A 20416-nucleotide genomic window follows, 5' to 3' on the forward strand; every position below is an offset into this window, starting at 1 on the left:
GGGGAGGGTGGCGGTGCGGGCGGCCCTGGCCTGCGCCGCCGCCGTCGGCCTCCTCACGGTGGCCGTGCTGCGGGGCTGGACGGGCGGGGTCGACGGCCCCGTCTCCCGGGCGGCCGTCGCGGCGGCCCTGCGGTCCCCGGCGGTCACGACGGGCTGGCAGGTCCTCGAGCAGGTGACGCAACCGGTGTGGTTCCACACGGCCGGGGTCCTCGCCCTCATCGCGGTGTTCGGGCGGGGCCGCCGTCGTGACGCCCTGGCCGCGCTCGCGGCCGGGGCCGCCGCCGTCGCGGTGTCCCCGCTGGTCAAGACGCTCGTCGACCGGCCCCGGCCCGCCCTGGAGGCGGGGCTGACCACCGCGGGCGGCGGCTCCTACCCGTCCGGGCACGCCCTGGCGTCGGCGACCGTGGTCCTCTACGTCCTGATCCTGCTCCTGCCGCCCGCCGCCGACCGGGCGCGCCGGTGGCGACGGTGGGCGGTCGGCGCGGTGGTCCTGCTCGTCGTCGGCGTCGACCGCGTCTGGCTCGGGGCCCACTGGCCGAGCGACGTCCTCGCGGGCTGGCTCTTCGCGGGGCTGCTGGTGGCGACCGCGACGGCCGTCGCCCACCGTCGCCCCGGACCGGGGACCCGCCCCTCCCCGCCGTGATCATGCAGGCATCACCTGCACGACCACGGCAGGGCTGGGTCACGCGGCGGTGGCGGAGGCGAGGGCGGTGGACGCCGCGACCGGCTGCGTGAGGTCGTAGAACGTCGTGCCGTCCACGGTCGTGGTGGTGAAGTTCTCCGCGACCCACGCCGCGATCTGGGCCGCGGGCTCGGTGCCGCCCGTGCTCGAGGCGCCGCCGAGGCTGCGGCCCTGCGCGTAGTAGTGGATGTCCCCGGCGGCGACGTGCGCCTGGAACTGCGCCAGCGTCGGCGACGGGTCGGTGCCGTTGAACCCGCCGACGGCCATCACCGGGTCCTGCGTCGCGAGCTGGTAGCCCGCGGCGTTGTTGGAGCCCGTGGTCGCGAGGACCCAGCGGTAGGAGGAGGCGTCGGCCTCCAGGAGTGCGACGACGTCCGCGCCGGGTGTCGTCGAGCCCAGCAGGCCTCCCATCCCGCCGCCGGTGCCGCGGACCCCGGTCGGCCCGCCGCCCGGGGCGAACCCACCGGCGAACCCGCCCGGAGGAGCGGCGGCCGTCGCGCCCTGCCCACCGGCCTGCCCACCGACCTGCCCACCGAAGCGGCCGCGGGACGGCCCACCGCCGGCGAAGCCCGCGCCGGGCCGGCCGCCGGCCGCCCCGGCCACGGTGGGGCCGGCCGACACGATCGAGCCCTCGTGACCCGTGGAGACGGTCTGCGCGGTGTAGGCGACGGGGCCGGCGAGCCCGGCCACCACGGCCGCGGCGAGGCCCCCGCGCAGCAGCGCGGGCACCAGCCGGTGCCGCAGCAGCGAACCCGCCACGAGCGCCGCGGCGCCGAGCACCCCGGCGACGAGCACGACGGCACGCAGCCACGGGATGAACTCCGGGGTCCGCCCGAGCAGGACGGCCGACCACACCGCGGTGAGCAGCACGACGCCCGCGAGGGCGGGCAGCGCCCACCGGCGGGCGCGCGAGCGCCACAGGTCGACGGCCCCGAGGCCGACGAGCGCCGCGACGCCGGGCGCCAGGGCGACCGTGTAGTAGGGGTGGATGATCCCCGACATGAAGCTGAAGGTGAGGCCGGTGACGAGCACCCAGCCGGTCCAGGCCACGTAGGCGGCGCGGTGCGGATCGGTGCGCGGGGCGCGCCGGGTGAGGACGAACCCGGCGGCCGCGAGCAGCAGCGCGGCGGGCAGGAGCCACGCGATCTGGCCGCCCATCTCGCTGCCGAACAACCGGGCGATGCCGGTCTCGCCCCAGCCGCCGCCGCCCCCGACGCTGCCGGTCTCCTCGCCCGTCAGGCGGCCGAAGCCGTTGTAGCCGAACGTGAGCCCGAGGATCGAGTCGTCCTGCGAGCCCCCGACGTAGGGGCGCATCGACGCGGGCACGAGTTCCACGACGGCGACCCACCAGCCGGCCGCGACGACGAGGGCGAGGCCCCCGAGCAGCAGGTGCCGGGTCCGGCGTCCCAGGGGGTGCGGCGCCGCCCACAGGTAGGCCAGCGCCAGCCCGGGCAGGACGAGGAGCACCTGCAGCTGCTTGGTGAGGAACCCGAGGCCGAGCAGGGCCCCGCAGAGCACGAGCCAGCGCGCGCGGCCGGAGTCGACCGAGCGCAGCAGCGCCCACGTGGCGACGACCATGACGAGCACGAGCAGCGCGTCGGGGTTGTCGAAGCGGAACATCAGCGCCGCGACGGGGGTGAGCGCCAGCACCGCGCCGGCGAGCAGCCCGGCCGCGGGCGTCGAGCGGCGCCGGACCGCGGCGAACAGGACGCCCACGGCGGCGACGCCCTCGACGGCCTGGGGCAGCAGGACCGACCAGGACGACAACCCGAAGATCCGCACCGAGAGCGCCATGACCCACAGCGAGGCGGGCGGCTTGTCGACCGTGATGGCGTTGGCGGCGTCGGAGGAGCCGTAGAAGAACGCCTCCCACGACCGCGAACCCGCCTGCACCGCAGCGGCGTAGAAGGCGTTGCCCCAGCCCGAGGCCGACAGCCCCGCGGTGTAGAGCACCGCGGTGGCCACCAGCAGGCCGAGCACCGCGGGCCGCACCCAGGCGGGGTCGCCGGGGCGGCCGCGCCACAGGCGGGCCGCCCGCCCCGGGGCGGTGGTGACGGGCGACGTCGCCGTGACGGCGGCCGTCTCGCGCCGCCGGAACCAGCGGCCGGTCAGGTCGGGGGAGACGCTCATCGGGTGGTCCCTCCGGTGGTGCTGCCGGGTCGGTGGTGGCGACGTCCCGGGAACACCCAGGTGCGCAGGAGCAGGAACCGGACCACGGTGGCGGCCAGGTTCGCGACGGTCAGGACGGCGAGCTCCACGCCCCGCCCCGCGGCGGGAGCGCCCACGTGCAGGAGGGCGAGGCTGCCGGCGGTGATGGCCCAGCCGAGCAGGAACACGAGCAGCCCCTGCGCCTGGTGCCGGCCCGCCCCCTCGCGGCCCCGCACGCCGAAGGTGAGCCGGCGGTTCAGGGCGGTGTTCGCCACGGCCGTCACCAGCAGGGCGAGGAAGTTGGCGACCTGGGCGCCGGAACCCTCCTGGAACAGCAGGTACAGCAGGGCGTAGGCGAGCGTGGAGACCAGGCCCACGCCGACGAAGCGCGCGAGCTGCCCCGCCAGGCTCGTGGGCACCCCGGCGAGCGAGGCGGGCTGCCGGCCGCGGCCCAGGCTCTCGCGGACCTGCTGCAGCGGAACGCGACCGGTGGCGATGGCCGTGCCGAGGCGGCGGATGCCCCGCAGGTCGGCGAGGGCTGTGGCGACGATGTCGACGCGGCTGTCCGGGTCGTCGACCCAGTCCACGGGGATCTCCTGGATGCGCAGGCCCGAGCGCTCGGCGAGCACGAGGAGCTCGGTGTCGAAGAACCAGCCCGTGTCCTCCACGAGCGGCAGCAGCTGGCGCGCGACGTCGGCGCGGATCGCCTTGAACCCGCACTGGGCGTCGCTGAAGCGCACCCGCAGGGTCCCGTGCAGCAGGAGGTTGTAGCAGCGGGAGATGACCTCGCGCCGGGCGCCGCGCACGACGACGGAACCCCGCGCCAGGCGCGAGCCGATCGCCACGTCGGAGTGCCCCGACAGCAGTCCGGCGACCAGCGGCAGCAGCGCGGCGAGGTCGGTGGACAGGTCCACGTCCATGTACGCCAGGACGTCCGCGTCGGAGGTGGACCACACCTGGTTCAGCGCCCGGCCGCGCCCCTTCTCCTCCATCCGGACGAAGCGGACTCCGGGCAGTTCCGCGGCCAGCGCCCGGGCGACCTCGGGGGTCGCGTCGGTGCTGGCGTTGTCGGCGATGGTGATCCGGGAGGGGAAGGGGAACCCGGCGAGGTGGGCGTGCAGCCGGCGCACGCAGGGCCCGAGGTCGGTCTCCTCGTCGAACACCGGCACCACGACGTCCAGGACGGGGGCGGAGGAGGGTTCCCGGGGCTCCGCGTCGACGGCAGTGCGCGGGCGCGGGGTCGTCGTCCGCCCGGGCGGGATCGTCGTCGCTGTCATGGGAGGACTCTCGGTCGCCGACCTCCGCGCGGTGTGGGGCCGCGCTGTGGTCGACCTGTGGGTCTCGCCCCGCACCGGGCTCGGGGCCGGACGAGGGCGCCGCGTCCCCGCCCGGGGACCCTCAGGCGGTGGGCAGCGTGACCCGGAACGCCGTGCGCCCCGGGGTGCTCTGGACCGACACGGCCCCGTGGTGCGAGGCCACGACCGCGTCGACGATGGCCAGGCCGAGGCCGGTGCTGCCGGCCTCGCGCGAGCGGGAGGAGTCGCCGCGCGCGAACCGCTCGAACACGTGCGGCAGCGTCTGCGGCGGGATGCCCGGGCCGTCGTCGACGACGTCGAGGTGCGCCGCGCCACCCTCGGCGCGGATGCCCACGGTCACCGTGGTCCCGGGCGGGGTGTGGGTGCGCGCGTTGGCCAGCAGGTTGGTCAGCACCTGGTGCAGGCGGCCCTGGTCGCCGACGACCTCGACGACCTCGTCGGGCAGGTCCAGGCGCCAGGTGTGGTCGCGGCCGGCGACCTGCGCGTCGCTGACGGCGTCCAGGACGATCATCGTGAGGTCGACGGGCCGGCGCTCCAGCGGGCGCCCCGCGTCGAGCCGCGCGAGCAGCAGCAGGTCCTCCACGAGGCCCGTCATGCGCACGGCCTCGGACTCCACGCGCCCCATGGCGTGCAGCACGTCCGGCGGGACGGCGTCGCGGCTGCGGCGGGTCAGCTCGGAGTACCCGCGGATCGCCGCCAGCGGGGTGCGGAGCTCGTGGGAGGCGTCGGCGACGAACTGCCGCACCTGCAGCTCGGAGGCGTGCCGCGCCTCCAGCGCGCTGCTGACGTGGTCGAGCATCCGGTTCAGCGCCAACCCGACGCGGCCGACCTCGGTGTTCTCGTCGGTGTCCTGCAGCGGGACCCGGTCCTCGAGACCGACGTCGCCGCGGTCCAGCTGGAGCTCCGAGACGCGCCCCGCGGTCGCGGCGACGCGCCGCAGCGGCAGCAGGTCGCGGCGGATGAGGACGGAGCCGAGGACGGCGGCCGCGGCCACCCCCACGAGCAGGGCGCCCGCCTCCACGGCGATCACGGACAGGACCGTGCGGTTCACCCCGTCCAGCGGCAGGCCCGTGACGGCGACGGAACCGTCGGCCCGGGTCGTGGCGCTCACGCGGTAGTCGCCGAGGCCGTCGAGGTCGACGGTGTGCTGCCCGTCGCCGGCGACGCTCCTCAGCTGCGCGGCCTGCGCGCCGGTCAGGGGCGAGCTGCACGCCTGGGTCGCGCTGATCTCCAGGACACCGGTGTCGGCCAGGTCGACCCGGCCGCCGACGAACTGGGCGTAGAGGGTCCCGTCGACCTGGCCGGGCCCACCCAGGGCGGGCAGCGAACCGGTGGCGCAGGCGGTGTCGTCGGCGTCGAACCCGGGCAGCCCCGGTCGGGGGACCCCGCCGCCGCGGAAGTCGCCCGCGACGAGGCGCTGGGAACGGCCCGCGGCCTCCTCCAGCTGGGTGTTGAGCTGGCCGTTCAGGGTGTGCCGCAGCGCGATCGTGGTGACGACGCCGATGACGAGGCCGACGCCGAGCAGCAGCGCGATCGTCGTGACCAGCAACCGGCTGCGCAGCGACTGCGGCGTCAGCCGGGACCGCAGGGAGTTCACGCGGGCGGCGCGGCGTCCGCGGGCTTCAGGACGTACCCGGCACCGCGGACGGTGTGGATCATCGGGTTGCGGCCCGCGTCGATCTTGCGGCGCAGGTAGGAGATGTAGAGCTCGACGATGTTCGCCTGACCGCCGAAGTCGTAGTTCCAGACCCGGTCGAGGATCTGCGCCTTCGACAGCACGCGGCGGGGGTTGCGCATGAGGTAGCGCAGCAGCTCGAACTCGGTGGCGGTCAGCCGGATCTCGGTGCCGGCGCGCACCACCTCGTGGCTGTCCTCGTCCAGCACCAGGTCGCCGACCGCGAGCACGGGTTCCTGCTTGGCGGCCGCGAGGCCCGAGCGCCGCAGGAGGCTGCGCAGGCGGGCCACGACCTCCTCGAGGCTGAACGGCTTGGTGACGTAGTCGTCGCCGCCCGCCGTGAGACCGGCGACGCGGTCCTCGACGGCGTCCTTGGCCGTGAGGAACAGCACGGGCACGTCGGTGGCGTCGGCGCGCAGGCGGCGCAGCACCTCCAGGCCGTCGATGTCCGGCAGCATGATGTCGAGGATCACCGCGTCGGGGCGGAAGGTGCGGGCGGCGCGGACGGCCTCGAGGCCGTTGCCGGCGGTCTGCACCTCCCAGCCCTCGTAGCGCAGGGTCATCGACAGGAGCTCGGAGAGGGTCGACTCGTCGTCGACCACGAGCACTCGCAGGGCGGTGCCGTCGGGGCGCGAGAGCTCCGTGCGGCGGGCGGCGGTCGGCGCGGTCATGCCCCGATCATCGGACCCCCACCTGCGTGGTGTCCCGGGGAAGACTGTGACCGACCTGTGAGTGGTCGTTGCCACGGGGGACCGCCGGCCGGTCAGGAGGCGGCGAGCTCGCCGGTGGGCAGGGTCCGGGCCAGGGCCAGCACGCGCTGGACCGCTCCGCGCGCCGACGACTGCGAGCACGATCCGCCCGCGCGGGCGGTGCAGCGGCGCAGCTGCTCGACGAAGCGGACCGCCGTCGAGTCCACCGCGGTCACGCCGCGCAGGTCCAGGTGCACGCGCGGGTGCTCGCGACCGCGGCAGTGCGTCTCGGCCTGCACGAGCACCTCGTCCAGGCGCGGGGTCAGGAGGAGGTCGACGTCGCCGGTGAGGACGACGTCGAGGACGGCGCCGCGCCGCCGCGTGCGCACGGCCGAGGCCGGGACCTGCTCGTCGTCGAAGGCGCCCGCGGTGAGGGACGGCAGCTCGGCGCCGCGGGGCGGCGTCGTCACGGTGCGGCTGACGAGGCGGAACGGGGTGGTGGTCATGGCGGTCTCCCTGGGGTGGAGGGGTTCTGGTGCGGCAACCCTCGACCCCGCGCGTGGGTGGGGCGCCGGTGCGCGCTGTGCATCTCCTGGAAGGGCTGGACGCCGCCTGTGCGGGGACCGTCCGGCGCGGCCCGGCGACTACGGTGGCGCCCGTGGCCGACCTGTTCTCCAGCCCCGGGCTCGACGACGACCCGGGCACCGGCGGCGACGTCCCCACCGTCCTCGCGGGAGCCCCGCTCGCCGTCCGGATGCGCCCGCGCAGCATCGACGAGGTCGTCGGCCAGCAGCACCTGCTCGGCCCCGGATCGCCGCTGCGGCGGCTCGCGTCGGAGGAGGAGCTCGGCCGCGCGGGGCCCGCCTCGGTGATCCTCTGGGGGCCCCCGGGCACGGGCAAGACGACGCTCGCGCACGTGCTCGCGCGCTCGGGCGGGCGGCGGTTCGCGGAGCTCTCGGCCGTGACCGCGGGCGTCAAGGACGTCCGCAAGGTCATGGAGGAGGCGCGCGACGGCCGCGACCTCTACCGCCGCCAGACGGTGCTGTTCCTCGACGAGATCCACCGCTTCACCAAGGCGCAGCAGGACGCGCTGCTGCCGGGGGTCGAGAACCGCTGGGTCGTCCTGGTGGCCGCCACGACGGAGAACCCCAACTTCTCCGTCGTCACCCCGCTCCTGTCGCGCTCGCTGCTGCTGACCCTGCAGCCGCTGGACGACGACGACGTCCGCGGGCTGCTGGAGCGCGCCGTCGCCGACCCGCGGGGGCTCGCGGGGGAGGTGGAGCTCTCGCCCGAGGCGCTCGCGCACCTGGTGCGCCTGGCCGACGGGGACGCGCGGCGGGCGCTGACCGCGCTCGAGGCGGCCGCGGGCACGGCGTTCGACGACGCGTCCGCGGGCCCGCCGCGGATCACGCTCGCGCACGCCGAGACGGCGCTGGACCGCGCCGCGGTGCGCTACGACCGGGCCGGCGACCAGCACTACGACGTCGCCAGCGCGCTCATCAAGTCCATGCGCGGCAGCGACGTCGACGCCGCCCTGCACTACCTGGCCCGGATGCTGGAGGCGGGGGAGGACCCCCGCTTCATCGCCCGCCGCATCGTCATCTCGGCCTCGGAGGACGTCGGCATGGCCGACCCGAGCGCCCTGCAGACGGCGGTCGCGGCCCTGCACGCCGTCGCGCAGATCGGCATGCCCGAGGCGCGGATCATCCTGGCCCAGGCCGTCGTGCACAACGCCGTCGCGCCCAAGTCCAACGCCGTCTACAACGGCATCGGCGCCGCCATCGCCGACGTCCGCGGCGGCCTCGCGGGCACCGTCCCGCCGCACCTGCGCGACGCCCACTACTCCGGCGCGGCCCGCCTGGGCCACGGCAAGGGCTACCAGTACTCCCACGACGCGCCGGCCGGCGTCGCCGAGCAGCAGTACGCGCCCGACGAGCTGGTGGGCAGGGACTACTACGTCCCCACCGACCGGGGCTTCGAGGCCCAGGTCCGCGAGCGCCTCACCCGGCTGCGCCGGATCGTCCGCGGCCGCTGACGCCGCGGCTGGCTAGGGTCCGCCCGTGCCTGGTCTGCGATCCACCCTCACCCGCCTGCTCGCCCTCGGCGGCCGCGCCGCCCTGGCGGAGCTCGAGCGCCGCAGCGCCGCGCCCCGCCGGACGCCCGACACGGTCGACGCCGCCCGCGAGCGCCCGCGTCCCCGGCGCGGCGGCGCGTCGGCCGTCCCCGGGCGCGTGCAGGTCGAGTACGCGCCCCGCGCCGACGGCCACCCCGACCCGGGCGAGGTCGTCTGGACGTGGGTGCCCTACGAGGAGGACGACGGGCGGGGCAAGGACCGGCCGGTGCTCATCGTGGGCCGCACGGGTGCGGACCTCGTGGGCCTGATGCTCACGAGCAAGGACCACGACGGGCGTCCGGCGGACGGGCGGAGCTGGGTCGACGTCGGGACCGGGGCCTGGGACCGGCAGGGCCGGCCCAGCGAGGTCCGCGTCGACCGGGTGCTCACGGTGTCGCCCGCGCAGGTGCGCCGCGAGGGCTCGACGCTGCCGCGGGAGCGCTTCGACGAGGTGGTGGCCGAGGCCCGGCGGGTGAACGGCTGGTGACCGGCCGCGGTGGGGGCAGACGGTAGGGTCGTGGCCCGTGTCGGTAGGGGACTGGGCGGGACTGATCGCGGCGCTGGCCTTCGTGGCTCTCGTGGGCGTCCTCGCCGTCCCGCTCGTGAAGCTGGGCCGCGTCCTGGACCAGACCCGCGCGACGGTCAAGCAGATCTCCGACAGCACCGGGCCGCTGCTGGCGTCGGTCACGGAGGCCGTCTCGACGACCAGCGCGCAGCTCGCGAAGGTGGACACCGTGACCACCAGCGCCGCGCAGATCAGCACCAACGTCTCGGCCCTCACGGGGCTGTTCGCCGCCACGCTGGGCACGCCCGTCGTGAAGGTGGCCGCCTTCAGCTACGGGGTGCGCTCGGCGCTGCGGCGCGGCCGGGCCCGGTCGTGACGACGCGGCAGCTGGCCGGGGGAGCGCTCGCGGTGCTGGCCGCCGCGACCGTCCTGGTCCGCCACCGCACCGGCTCGCTGCGCGCCTTCGCGGGCGCCGTCGCGGAGGGCACCGCGCAGCGCGAGGCCGAGCTGCGGCTGGCCCTGGGCGTCGACGCGGGCGGCGTGCCGGCCGCGTCAGCGCGCAGACTGGTGCAGGAGCCCGCCGGCGTGCACCCGGACCTCCCCTAGACCGCACGACCCGCAGGACCACCCGCACGACGACCGCAGGACCACGAGCACCACCCCCGAACCACGAGCAGGAGGCATCACCACGATGCAGACGGCAGAGATCCGTCGCCGCTGGCTGGAGTTCTTCGAGAGCAGGGGCCACACCGTCGTGCCCAGCGCCTCGCTGGTCTCCACCGACCCCAGCCTCATGTTCACCGTGGCCGGGATGGTGCCCTTCATCCCCTACCTCACCGCTCAGGTGCCCGCGCCGTACAAGCGGGCCACGAGCGTGCAGAAGTGCCTGCGGACCCTCGACATCGAGGAGGTCGGCAAGACCACGCGGCACGGCACGTTCTTCCAGATGAACGGCAACTTCTCCTTCGGCGACTACTTCAAGCGCGAGGCCATCGACTTCGCGTGGGCGCTGCTGACGACCCCGCAGGCCGACGGCGGCCTGGGCTTCGACCCGCAGCGCCTCTGGGTCACCGTCTACCTCGACGACGACGAGGCCGAGGCCCTGTGGCGCGGGATCGGCGTGCCCGCGGAGCGCATCCAGCGCCGCGGCAAGGCCGACAACTACTGGCAGACCGGCCAGCCCGGCCCCGGTGGCCCCTGCTCGGAGATCTACTACGACCGCGGGCCCGAGTTCGGCGCCGAGGGCGGCCCGGAGGCCGACGAGGACCGCTACATCGAGATCTGGAACCTCGTCTTCATGCAGTACCAGCTCTCGGCGGTCCGCTCGAAGACGGACTTCGACGTCGAGGGCGAGCTGCCCGCGAAGAACATCGACACCGGCATGGGCCTGGAGCGCGTCGCGTTCCTGCTGCAGGGCGTCGACAACATGTACGAGATCGACGAGGTCCGGCCGGTGCTGGACCGCGCGGCGCAGCTGTCGGGCAAGCGCTACGGCGCGGTGCACGACGACGACGTCCGCATGCGCGTCGTGGCCGACCACGTCCGCAGCGCCCTCATGCTCATCGGCGACGGCGTGACCCCCGGCAACGAGGGCCCCGGCTACGTCCTGCGCCGCCTCATCCGCCGCGCCGTGCGCGCGATGCGCCTGCTGGGCGTGGAGGAGGAGGCGCTGCCGCACCTGCTGCCCGCGTCCATGGAGGTCATGAGCGCCTCCTACCCGGACCTGCGCCGCGACTTCGAGCGCATCGCCTCGGTCGCCTACGCCGAGGAGGACGCGTTCCGCCGCACCCTCGTCTCCGGCACGACGCTGTTCGAGACCGCGGTGCGCCAGACGAAGTCCGCGGGCGGGACGTCGCTGTCGGGCGAGCGCGCCTTCGCGCTGCACGACACCTTCGGCTTCCCCATCGACCTGACGCTGGAGATGGCGGCCGAGCAGGGCGTCTCCGTCGACGAGGCGGGCTTCCGCCGCCTCATGGCCGAGCAGCGCGACCGCGCGAAGGCCGACGCGCGCGCCAAGCGGGCCGGCGGCGCCGACCTCTCCGGCTACCGCGCGCTGCTGGAGAGCCTGTCCGCCCCCGTGCTGTTCACGGGCTACGAGCAGCCGTCGTCGGAGGCCCGGGTGTCCGTGCTGCTCGTCGCGGGTGCCTCGACCCCCGCGGTGCGGGCGGGCGAGGACGTCGAGGTGGTCCTGGACCGCACGCCGTTCTACGCCGAGGGCGGTGGTCAGCTCGCCGACCACGGCCGCATCGTCTCCGCCTCCGGCGCGGTCGTGGAGGTCCACGACGTGCAGCAGCCCGTCCGCGGGCTCTACGTCCACAAGGGCACCGTCACCAGCGGTGAGCTGACCGCGGGCGACGCCGTGCACGCCGAGGTCGACGCGACCCGCCGCCGCTCCATCAGCCGCGCCCACACCGCGACGCACCTGGTCCACCAGGTGCTGCGCGAGCACCTGGGCGACACCGCGACGCAGGCCGGGTCGGAGAACGCGCCGGGACGGCTGCGCTTCGACTACTCCTCCAGCGCCTCCGTGGCCGGGCAGGTCGTGCAGGACATCGAGGCCGTCGTCAACGCGCGCGTCACCGACGACCTCGAGGTCCGCGCCGACGTGATGGACCGCGAGTCGGCGCTGAACTCGGGCGCGATGGCCCTGTTCGGGGAGAAGTACGGCGACCGCGTCCGCGTGGTGTCGATCGGCGGAGACTGGTCCAAGGAGCTGTGCGGCGGGACCCACACCCTCACCACGACCCAGGTCGGCCTCGTCTCCATCGTCTCGGAGAGCTCCATCGGCTCCGGGGCCCGGCGCATCGAGGCGCTCGTGGGCGACGACGCGTACGCGTTCCTGTCCCGCGAGCACGTGCTGGTCAACCAGCTCACCGACGTCGTCAAGGCGCGCCCGGAGGAGCTGCCCGACCGCATCGGCGCCCTCATGACCCGCCTGCGCGACGCGGAGAAGGAGATCGCCAAGCTGCGGGCGGGGCAGGTCCTCGCGGCGGCCCCGCAGGTCGCGGCGGCGGCGAAGGACACCTTCGGCGTCTCGGTCGTCGTGCACGACGCGGGGGCCGCCTCGGCGGACGACCTGCGCACCCTCGTGCTCGACGTCCGCTCGCGCCTCGGCAACGACCGGCCCTCGGTCGTCGCGGTCGCGGGCGTCGCCAAGGACCGGCCCGTCGTGGTCGTGGCGACCAACGAGGAGGCGCGCCGCTGGGGCGTCAAGGCCGGTGAGCTCGTGCGCGGCGCCGCGAAGACCCTCGGCGGCGGCGGGGGCGGCAAGGACGACGTCGCCCAGGGCGGCGGTCAGGACGCGGCCAAGGTCGGCGAGGCGCTCGCCGGCATCGAGCACGCGGTCGGGCAGCGCGTCACCGGCAGTGCCTGAGCGGTGACGGACTCAGTGCGGCAGGGCGTGCGACTCGCCGTCGACGTGGGCAGCGTCCGCGTCGGCCTGGCGACGTGCGACCCTGCTGCGATGATCGCGACCCCGTTGCGCACCCTGGTGCGCGACGCCGTGCACGACGAGGACGTCGCCGAGGTCGCCCGGGAGGCGGCCGACCGCGGCGTCCTCGAGGTCGTCGTCGGGCTGCCGCTGTCGATGGACGGGTCCGAAGGCGCTGCGGCGCAGCGGGCCCTGGACTACGCGGGCCGCGTCGCGAAGGCCGTCGCGCCGCTGCCGGTCCGCATGGTCGACGAGCGGCTGAGCACGGTCGACGCCCACCGCGTGCTGCACGCGTCGGGGCGCAGCGAGCGCTCCTTCCGCTCGGTGGTCGACCAGGTCGCCGCCGTGGTGCTCCTGCAGGCCGCGCTCGACGTCGAGCGCACGTCCGGGCGTGCACCCGGACGGGTGATCTCCACCGGAGTCCGCAAGCCGCGCAAGCCGCGGGGCCAGGCTGGCGCGGACACCGCGTCGGTGGCCCCTCCCGCACGTCCCGACGCCACCGCACGTCCTGAAGCCAGGGAAGGCTGGGGCTCATGATGGATCTCACGGACCTGCCGGGGTCCTCGCGCCCCGACGGAGCGGGCAAGCGGCAGCGCCGGCGCGTGCGCCGGCGCCGCACCGCGGTCGCCGTCCTCGTGGCGCTCCTGCTGCTCGCCGGCGCGACGTGGGCCGCCTGGGGCACCCTCGGCCCGCTCGTCGCCAGCGTGACCGAGAGCGACGACTTCGAGGGCGCGGGATCCGGCCAGGTCGACGTCAAGGTCGCCTCCGGCGACACGGGCCGCGCGATCGGCGCGACCCTCGCCGAGGCCGGCGTCGTGAAGTCGCAGAGCGCCTTCGTGAAGGCGGCGACGGCCCAGCCGGACACCGCGGGCATCCAGCCGGGCACCTACCGGCTGAAGAAGGAGATGTCCGGTGCCGCGGCGGTCTCGCTGCTGCTCGACCCGGCGTCGCGGATCACCACGAAGCTCACGGTCCCCGAGGGGCTGCGCGCCACGCAGGTGCTCGACCGCATCGCCGAGCAGACCCCCATCACGCGCGCCGAGCTGGACGCGGCGCTGCAGGACCCGGCGGCGCTGGGCCTGCCGCCCGCCGCGAACGGCAACGTCGAGGGCTACCTCTTCCCGGCCACGTGGGACGTCAACCCCGACGAGACGGCGGTGCAGCTGCTGTCCGGGATGGTGGCGCGGACCAACCAGGCGCTCACCGACCTGGGCGTCGCCCCCGAGGCCGTGCACGACGTCGTCGTGAAGGCGAGCATCGCCCAGAAGGAGGCGCGGACCCCCGAGGACATGGCCAAGGTGGTCACCGTCCTGGACAACCGCCTCGCGGCCGACCGCCCCCTGCAGCTGGACTCCACCGTGAGCTACGCCGTCAACGGCTCCACGGTGACGACGACCGCGGCCGAGCGGGCCACGGACTCGCCGTACAACACCTACCTGCACCCGGGCCTCCCGGCCGGGCCCATCAGCAACCCCGGCGAGGACGCGCTGCGGGCGGCCATGGAGCCCACGCCCGGCCCGTGGCTCTACTTCGTCACGGTGGACCTGGCGACGGGCGAGACCCGCTTCGCCACGACGGACGCGGAGCACGCCGCCAACGTCGAGCTGTTCCGGCAGTACCTGAGGGAGCACCCGGAGGGGTGAGCGGGCGGAGCACGGGCGCGGGGGGCCGGCGGTGAGGGCGGCGGTCTGCGGGTCGCCGATCCAGCACTCCCTCTCGCCCGCCCTGCACCGCGCGGCGTACGCGGCGCTGGAGCTGGACGGCTGGGAGTACGACCTGCTCGAGGTGGACGAGGAGCGGCTGCCGCACGTGGTGTCCGCCCTCGACGCCACGTGGGCGGGGCTGTCGCTGACGATGCCGCTGAAGCAGGCGGTCATCCCGCTGGTCGACGAGGTCAGCGACTTCGCCCGCGCCGTCGGCTCCGTGAACACGGTCGTCGTGCAGCCGCGCCTGGACCGCCGCGGCGTCCCGGGCCGGCGCGGGGTGCGCCTGCGGGCCGAGAACACCGACGTCATCGGCCTGGTCACCGCCCTGGCCGAGCAGGGGGCGCAGCGGATCTCCCGCGGCGTCGTCCTCGGCGGGGGAGCCACGGCGCGCTCGGCGGTCGTCGCGCTGCTGCAGGCCGGCTGCACGCGGCCCGTCGTGGTCGTGCGCAACGCGACGCGGGCGGGGGAGCTGCGCGCCGTCGCGGCCCGCCTCGGCGGCGAGCTGGACGTGCGGGACTGGTCGGAGCTGCCCGTGGCCCTGACCGCCGACGTCGTCCTGTCCACCGTGCCGATCGGGGCCTCCGCCGCCATGACGGAGGCGCTGCTGGGCGGCTTCCGCCCCGTCTGGTGGCCGCTGCTGCTCGACGTCGTCTACGCGCCGTGGCCGACGCCGCTGGCCGCCGCGTGGGGCGGGGTCGTCGTCGGCGGCTTCGAGATGCTGCTGCACCAGGCCGCCGCCCAGGTGCAGCTCATGACGGGACGCACCGCGCCCGTCGAGGCGATGCGCGCCGCCGGGCTCGCCGCGCTGCGCGCCCGCGCCCAGGCCTGAGCGGCGCCCACCCCTCAAGCGGACCGGCGCGACGGTCGATGCACCACCTCAGAGCGCCCGCGACGAGCGGCGCCGTGCGCCGTCCTGCGGCGCCGTGGAGGGGAGCGACATGGTCGACGCGGGTCCGGGCGGCAGCCCGCTGGCAGCACCCCCGACGGCGCGCGCCGCCGAGCCGGGCGTGCCCGCGCGGCCGGTGCGCCGCGACGTGGCGTCCCTGCTCGCCCCCGACCCGCTGGAGCACCGCCGCGCCGCCGCACCCGGCGCGCCCGCGGCGGCGCCTCTGGACAGCGCCCCGCCGCTGAAGGTCAACGACGTCCTCATCGCGGCCCTGAAGCTCGGGGCCTCCGACGTGCACATCACGACGGGCGCCCTGCCGACCGTGCGGCTGTCGGGCGAGCTGGAGCCGATGGAGGGCTTCGGCAAGCTCGCCGCGGCGGACCTGCAGCGCATGGTCTACGCGATCCTGACCCAGAAGCAGCGGGAGACGTTCGAGGCGAACCTCGAGCTCGACTTCGCCTACCAGGTGCCCGGGCACTCGCGCTTCCGCGTGAACGTCTACCGCCAGCGCGAGTCCGTGGGTGCGGCGTTCCGGCGCATCCCCTACGAGATCAAGCCGCTGGAGGACCTCGGTGTCCCGCCCGTCGTCGGCAGCTTCGCGGGGTTGCAGCGCGGGTTCGTCCTCGTCACGGGTCCGACGGGTTCCGGGAAGTCGACGACGCTCGCGTCGATCGTCGACCTGGCCAACCGCACCCGCAAGGACCACATCATGACGGTCGAGGACCCCATCGAGTTCCTGCACCGCCACAAGTCCTGCCTCGTCAACCAGCGCGAGGTGGGGGAGGACACCAAGTCGTTCACGTCCGCCCTCAAGCACGTGCTGCGCCAGGACCCCGACATCATCATGGTCGGCGAGATGCGCGACCTGGAGACCATCTCCGTCGCCCTCACCGCGGCCGAGACCGGCCACCTGGTGTTCGGCACCCTGCACACGCAGGACGCCGCCCAGACCATCGACCGCGTCATCGACGTGTTCCCCCCGCACCAGCAGCAGCAGATCCGGGCGCAGCTCGCCGGTGCGCTGCAGGGCGTCGTGTGCCAGACGCTGTGCAAGCGCGCCGACGGCCGCGGCCGCGTCGTGGCCACCGAGGTGCTCGTGGCGACCCCTGCGATCCGCAACCTCATCCGCGAGGGCAAGACCCACCAGATCGGCTCCGCCATGCAGGCCGGCGGCCAGTTCGGCATGCACACCCTCGACCAGCACCTCGCGGAACTGGTCCGCACCCGCCAGATCACGTTCGAGCACGGCCTGGAGAAGTGCCACGCCGCCGACGAGTTCCGCCGCCTCACCGGCCGCTGAGAGGAACCGAGCAGCCATGGCCACCGCCACCAGGACGCCCACCCGGACGCCCCAGAAGAACAGCAAGCTGAAGACGTTCGACTACGCCGTGCGCGACCGCACGGGCAAGCTCGTCAAGGGCACCCTGGAGGCCAACGACGCCACGGCGGTCGTGACCCGGCTGAAGAGCCAGGGCATGGCGCCCGTCTCCGTCGAGGAGTCCAAGGCCGGCAAGGGCCTGCAGATCGAGATCACCCTGCCCGGCGCCGGGCGCGTCACGCTCAAGGACCTGGCGCTCATGTCGCGGCAGTTCGCGACCATGGTGTCCTCGGGGCTGTCGCTGCTGAAGGCGCTGACCATCCTCTCGGAGCAGACCGAGAGCAAGAAGCTGGCGGAGACGCTGCAGGTCGTCCGCGGCGAGGTCGAGACCGGCACCGCCCTGTCGACCGCTCTGGCGAAGCACCCCAACACCTTCCCGCCCCTCATGATCAACATGGTGCGCGCCGGTGAGGTGGGCGGGTTCCTCGACCAGGTCCTCGTGCAGCTCGCCGAGAACTTCGAGGCCGAGGTCAAGCTCAAGGCGAAGATCAAGTCGGCCATGACCTACCCCGTCGTGGTGTTCGTCATCGCCATCGTGGCGGTCGTCGGCATGCTGCTGTTCATCGTCCCGATCTTCGCGAAGATGTTCTCGGACATGGGCGGGACCCTCCCGCTGCCCACCCAGATCCTCGTCTCGCTGTCGTCGGGGCTGCGCGTCACGGCCCCCGCGCTGGTGGTGCTCGCCGTCGTCCTGCCCGTCGTGTGGCGCCGCATCAAGAACCGGCCGGCGGTGCGGAACGTCGTCGACCCGGCGCTGCTGAGGCTGCCCGTCTTCGGCCTGCTGGTGCAGAAGATCGCCCTCAGCCGGTTCAGCCGCAACCTCGGGACGATGCTGCGCTCGGGCGTCCCGATCCTGCAGAGCCTCGAGATCGTCGGTGGCGCCAGCGGCAACGTCGTGCTGGAGCGCGCCGCGAACGACGTCATGGAGAGCGTCCGCCAGGGCCGGTCGCTGGCCGGCCCCCTCACGGAGCACAAGGTGTTCCCCCCCATGGTCGTGCAGATGATGTCCGTGGGTGAGGACACCGGCGCCCTGGACCAGATGCTGCACAAGATCTCCGACTTCTACGACCAGGAGGTCGACGCGACGACGGAGGCCCTCACGAGCCTCATCGAGCCGCTGATGATCGCCTTCCTGGGCGGGATCATCGGCGCGATGATCGTCGCCATGTACATGCCGATCTTCGGGGTGTTCGAGCTCATTCAGTGACCTGCGCCCGACCACGGCCCGTGAGCAGCTCGCTGCTCACGGGCCGTGGTGCGTTGCGGCAACCGTGACGGGTCCCTCCGGGTGACGCCACGAACATCGTGCTCAAGTCACGGGCGCACCCGGCCGATGACCACGGTGTCAACGAGCCGCGATCCCGGACACCCGGGACGCGAGGTGCGAGCGGCTCAGTCATCTCACCGAAGGGGAGCGCCTGATGCTCGCTCGCATCCGCAAGTCCATGGACGAGAAGGACCAGGGCTTCACCCTGATCGAGCTCCTCGTCGTCATGATCATCATCGGAATCCTGTCCGCGATCGCCATCCCGGTCTTCCTGTCGCAGCGCACGAAGGCGCGCGAGACGTCCGCCAAGGCTGACGTCTCGGTCATCGGCAAGGAGGTCGCTGCCTACTACGTCGACGGCACCGCGGCGCTCACCGCCAGCGGCAACTCGACGACGGGTTGGACCCTCGCGACGAACCCGGTCACCACTGACGTCTCCACCGGCAAGCTGAGCAACGGCAACAAGATCACCGTGGCTACGATCGCGAGCGGCGCCAGCTACTGCGTCATCGTGCAGAGCGGGTTCTCCGCCACTGGTACTGGCACCTCGACCGACAAGCCGTGGCGTTTCAACCAGGACGGGCTGTCGCAGAACGCCGCCTGCTGACCCCTGCTTCAGGTGGCTGGGCCGGGAACACGTCCCGGTCCAGCCACTGACATGTCGGCGGAGGAGCGAGGGTGCGTCCCTCGTCACGAGATCGTGTCAACGCTGATCAGATGACCGACGGACGAAGGTCGTCGGGTCGGGCGCCCACCACACACCCGGAGGACGACGTGCGCGAACGCGCAGGTGATGACGAAGGTTTCACCCTGCTCGAGGTCGTCATCGCCCTGGTCCTCTTCGGCATCGTGGCCTCCGCCACGGCGGCGGTCCTCGTCCGCGGGGTCGCCGGCTCCAGCGACAACCGGGCGCGGGCCGCGGCCGCCAACATCGCCGCCCAGACCATGGACACGCTGCGGCAGAGCGGCGCGACGGGCCAGGGGTACACCGGCCTGGCGACCCGTCAGCTGGGTGACGTCGTGGTGCAGGGGCGCACCTACTCCGTCTTCGCCAGCGTCACGGCGGTCCGGAAGGCCAACGCCGGCAGCCCGTGTGCTGCGGGTGGGCTCTCGGACGAGATCTTCAAGAAGGTCGGGGTCACGGTCACCTGGCCGGCCTCCGGCTCGGTCCAGCCGGTGCGGAGCGACACGATCGTGCAGAACCCGGGCGTGGCCGCCGACCTCACCAAGGGCGCGGTGGGCGTCGTCGTCGCGGGCCCCGCCGCACAGCCGCAGCCGCGCGTGCCCGTGACCCTGAGCTCCGGTGCGACGCAGGTCACCGACGACAGCGGGTGCGCCTACTTCAGCGGCCTCCCGGCCGGCAACTACACCGCGACCGCGACCGCGCCGGGGTACGTCAACCCCAGCGGCGGCCAGTCCGCGACGCAGACGGCGGGCGTCGTCGCGGCCAGTGCGACGGTCGTCAACCTCACCTACGCCAAGGCGGCGACTCCCCGGATCACCTTCGGGACGGCGGGCCCGAACGGAACGCTCGACCCGGCGTACGTGTTCTACGGCACCCCCGGCTTCACGTTGAACAGCGGCACGTCGAGCTTCCCGGGCACGACGTCCACGGGGGTCGTCACCCCCGTCCTGTACCCGGCCGCCAGCGGCTACGAGACTTGGCTCGGCGGGTGCGTCAGCGAGGCGCCGACCTCGCGGGTGAGCTTCACGACGCTGCCCGGGGCCTCGCCGCAGGTCACCGTGCCGGCCGGCGGACTCACGCTGAGGAACACTGGCGCGGCGAGCGTCAGCATCCTCCTGCAGCACACCGACTCCTCCTGCGCGACGAGCTACACCGGGACGCTGCCACCCGGCGCGACCTACCGCGTGACGGTGCCCTTCGGCCAGTGGGCCGTGACCTCGCCGGGTGGTGCCGTCGTTTCCCCCGCGGCGGTCAGCCTGACCGACGGCGCGCCCACGGGCACGGTGACGGTCTCGTGAGCGGCGGCGCGAGGTTCCGTCCGCGGGGCGGGGACGACGACGGTGTCACCCTCGTCGAGCTGTGCATCGCGATGGTCATCTCGGGCGTCATCGCCGTCCTGGTGGCGACGACCACCATCCAGGCGTTCCGCATCCAGCGCGAGACGACGCTGCGGGAGCGGGACTCCACGTCCGTCGCCCTGGCCATGGACGTCCTGTCCAAGGACCTCCGGCAGGCGATCGCGCCCCAGGTCGGGGCCACGACGCTCCCGGCGTTCAGCGTCGCCACACCGACCAGCCTCACGGTGGTCACCTGGGTGGCGGCCGACCCCGTCAAGGTCACCTACGCCCTCACCGGGGGGTCGCTGACCCGCTCGGTCCAGCAGCCCGACACGGCCGGCACCGGCGCGCGGTCGACCTTCACCGCGACGCCGCCGGTCACCACGACGACGCTGGCCCGCAACATCACGTCCACCGGCCTGTTCGCCTACGCCAAGTCGAGCGACCGCACCGTCTTCCTGGCCACGATCACCGGCGCGGCCGACCTGTCCCTCGTCCAGTCCGTCAAGGTCGACCTGACCGTGGACTCCGACGGCGGCGGTCGGCTGCCGGGGACGACGCTGACGAACACCGTCGCCTGCCTGAACCTGTGAGGAGCA

19 protein-coding genes are annotated in these 20416 nt (G+C 74.3%); 14 read left to right on the plus strand and 5 right to left on the minus strand.

Features of this window, described 5'->3' with window-relative positions; translation table 11 throughout:
• Positions 1-7 precede the first annotated feature (7 nt).
• Positions 8-643 carry a phosphatase PAP2 family protein gene (locus F1544_RS26060; protein ID WP_167581594.1) on the plus strand — a complete coding sequence of 212 codons (636 nt, stop codon included), beginning with the start codon at positions 8-10 and terminating at the stop codon, positions 641-643.
• Positions 644-682: 39 nt separating this feature from the next.
• Here F1544_RS26060 and F1544_RS02210 read toward each other — a convergent pair whose 3' ends face one another.
• The 5 genes from F1544_RS02210 to F1544_RS02230 all read right to left on the minus strand — a co-directional run bounded on the left by F1544_RS02210 (position 683) and on the right by F1544_RS02230 (position 7016).
• Positions 683-2812 carry an ArnT family glycosyltransferase gene (locus F1544_RS02210; protein ID WP_167581597.1) on the minus strand — a complete coding sequence of 710 codons (2130 nt, stop codon included), beginning with the start codon at positions 2810-2812 and terminating at the stop codon, positions 683-685.
• A complete protein-coding gene (locus F1544_RS02215; protein ID WP_167581600.1) occupies positions 2809-4107 on the minus strand; it encodes a bifunctional glycosyltransferase family 2/GtrA family protein in 1299 nt (432 codons plus the stop codon). Before F1544_RS02215 ends, F1544_RS02210 begins: the two co-directional genes overlap by 4 nt.
• 121 nt (positions 4108-4228) lie before the next feature.
• On the minus strand, positions 4229-5743 hold the full coding sequence (locus tag F1544_RS02220; protein ID WP_308469834.1) for a sensor histidine kinase: 1515 nt from the start codon (positions 5741-5743) through the stop codon (positions 4229-4231).
• Complete coding sequence (locus F1544_RS02225; protein WP_167581603.1) at positions 5740-6492, minus strand: response regulator transcription factor; 753 nt, start codon at positions 6490-6492, stop codon at positions 5740-5742. Before F1544_RS02225 ends, F1544_RS02220 begins: the two co-directional genes overlap by 4 nt.
• Positions 6493-6584: 92 nt before the next feature.
• The gene (locus F1544_RS02230) at positions 6585-7016 is read right to left on the minus strand and encodes an STAS domain-containing protein (protein WP_167581606.1); all 432 of its coding nucleotides are present in this window, start codon (positions 7014-7016) and stop codon (positions 6585-6587) included.
• 152 nt (positions 7017-7168) lie between these two features.
• On the opposite strand from F1544_RS02230, the gene F1544_RS02235 reads away from it, so the two are divergent.
• From F1544_RS02235 to F1544_RS02295, 13 genes are all read left to right on the plus strand, one after another.
• On the plus strand, positions 7169-8545 hold the full coding sequence (locus F1544_RS02235) for a replication-associated recombination protein A (RefSeq protein ID WP_308469835.1): 1377 nt from the start codon (positions 7169-7171) through the stop codon (positions 8543-8545).
• 25 nt (positions 8546-8570) lie between these two features.
• Positions 8571-9110, plus strand: a complete 540-nt coding sequence (locus F1544_RS02240; protein ID WP_167581609.1) for a type II toxin-antitoxin system PemK/MazF family toxin — start codon at positions 8571-8573, stop codon at positions 9108-9110.
• Positions 9111-9147: 37 nt separating this feature from the next.
• Positions 9148-9504, plus strand: a complete 357-nt coding sequence (locus F1544_RS02245; RefSeq protein WP_167581612.1) for a DUF948 domain-containing protein — start codon at positions 9148-9150, stop codon at positions 9502-9504.
• Positions 9501-9734, plus strand: a complete 234-nt coding sequence (locus F1544_RS02250; protein WP_167581615.1) for a hypothetical protein — start codon at positions 9501-9503, stop codon at positions 9732-9734. Before F1544_RS02245 ends, F1544_RS02250 begins: the two co-directional genes overlap by 4 nt.
• A gap of 85 nt (positions 9735-9819) precedes the next feature.
• Positions 9820-12501, plus strand: coding sequence for an alanine--tRNA ligase (gene alaS / locus F1544_RS02255; protein WP_167581618.1), 2682 nt, complete (start codon positions 9820-9822; stop codon positions 12499-12501).
• 90 nt (positions 12502-12591) lie between these two features.
• The gene (gene ruvX, locus F1544_RS02260; RefSeq protein ID WP_373368048.1) at positions 12592-13095 is read left to right on the plus strand and encodes a Holliday junction resolvase RuvX; all 504 of its coding nucleotides are present in this window, start codon (positions 12592-12594) and stop codon (positions 13093-13095) included.
• Positions 13092-14201 (plus strand): endolytic transglycosylase MltG, encoded by a 1110-nt coding sequence (mltG, locus tag F1544_RS02265; RefSeq protein WP_167581621.1) that lies wholly within the window; start codon positions 13092-13094, stop codon positions 14199-14201. The genes ruvX and mltG overlap by 4 nt, the downstream gene beginning before the upstream one ends.
• A 31-nt stretch (positions 14202-14232) precedes the next feature.
• Positions 14233-15093, plus strand: coding sequence for a shikimate dehydrogenase (locus F1544_RS02270; RefSeq protein ID WP_167581624.1), 861 nt, complete (start codon positions 14233-14235; stop codon positions 15091-15093).
• Positions 15094-15202: 109 nt separating this feature from the next.
• Entirely contained in the window at positions 15203-16450 is a 1248-nt protein-coding gene (locus F1544_RS02275; protein ID WP_244307720.1) for a type IV pilus twitching motility protein PilT, read from the plus strand.
• Positions 16451-16466: 16 nt separating this feature from the next.
• On the plus strand, positions 16467-17735 hold the full coding sequence (locus F1544_RS02280; RefSeq protein WP_167581627.1) for a type II secretion system F family protein: 1269 nt from the start codon (positions 16467-16469) through the stop codon (positions 17733-17735).
• Between the two features lie 214 nt (positions 17736-17949).
• Positions 17950-18402 carry a type IV pilin protein gene (locus F1544_RS25710; protein ID WP_167581630.1) on the plus strand — a complete coding sequence of 151 codons (453 nt, stop codon included), beginning with the start codon at positions 17950-17952 and terminating at the stop codon, positions 18400-18402.
• 167 nt (positions 18403-18569) lie between these two features.
• The gene (locus tag F1544_RS02290; protein WP_167581633.1) at positions 18570-19778 is read left to right on the plus strand and encodes a prepilin-type N-terminal cleavage/methylation domain-containing protein; all 1209 of its coding nucleotides are present in this window, start codon (positions 18570-18572) and stop codon (positions 19776-19778) included.
• Positions 19775-20410 (plus strand): PulJ/GspJ family protein, encoded by a 636-nt coding sequence (locus tag F1544_RS02295; protein WP_167581636.1) that lies wholly within the window; start codon positions 19775-19777, stop codon positions 20408-20410. Before F1544_RS02290 ends, F1544_RS02295 begins: the two co-directional genes overlap by 4 nt.
• The last annotated feature ends 6 nt before the right edge of the window (positions 20411-20416 follow it).

This window comes from Kineococcus rubinsiae (genome assembly GCF_011839805.1).
Lineage (GTDB): Bacteria > Actinomycetota > Actinomycetes > Actinomycetales > Kineococcaceae > Kineococcus > Kineococcus rubinsiae.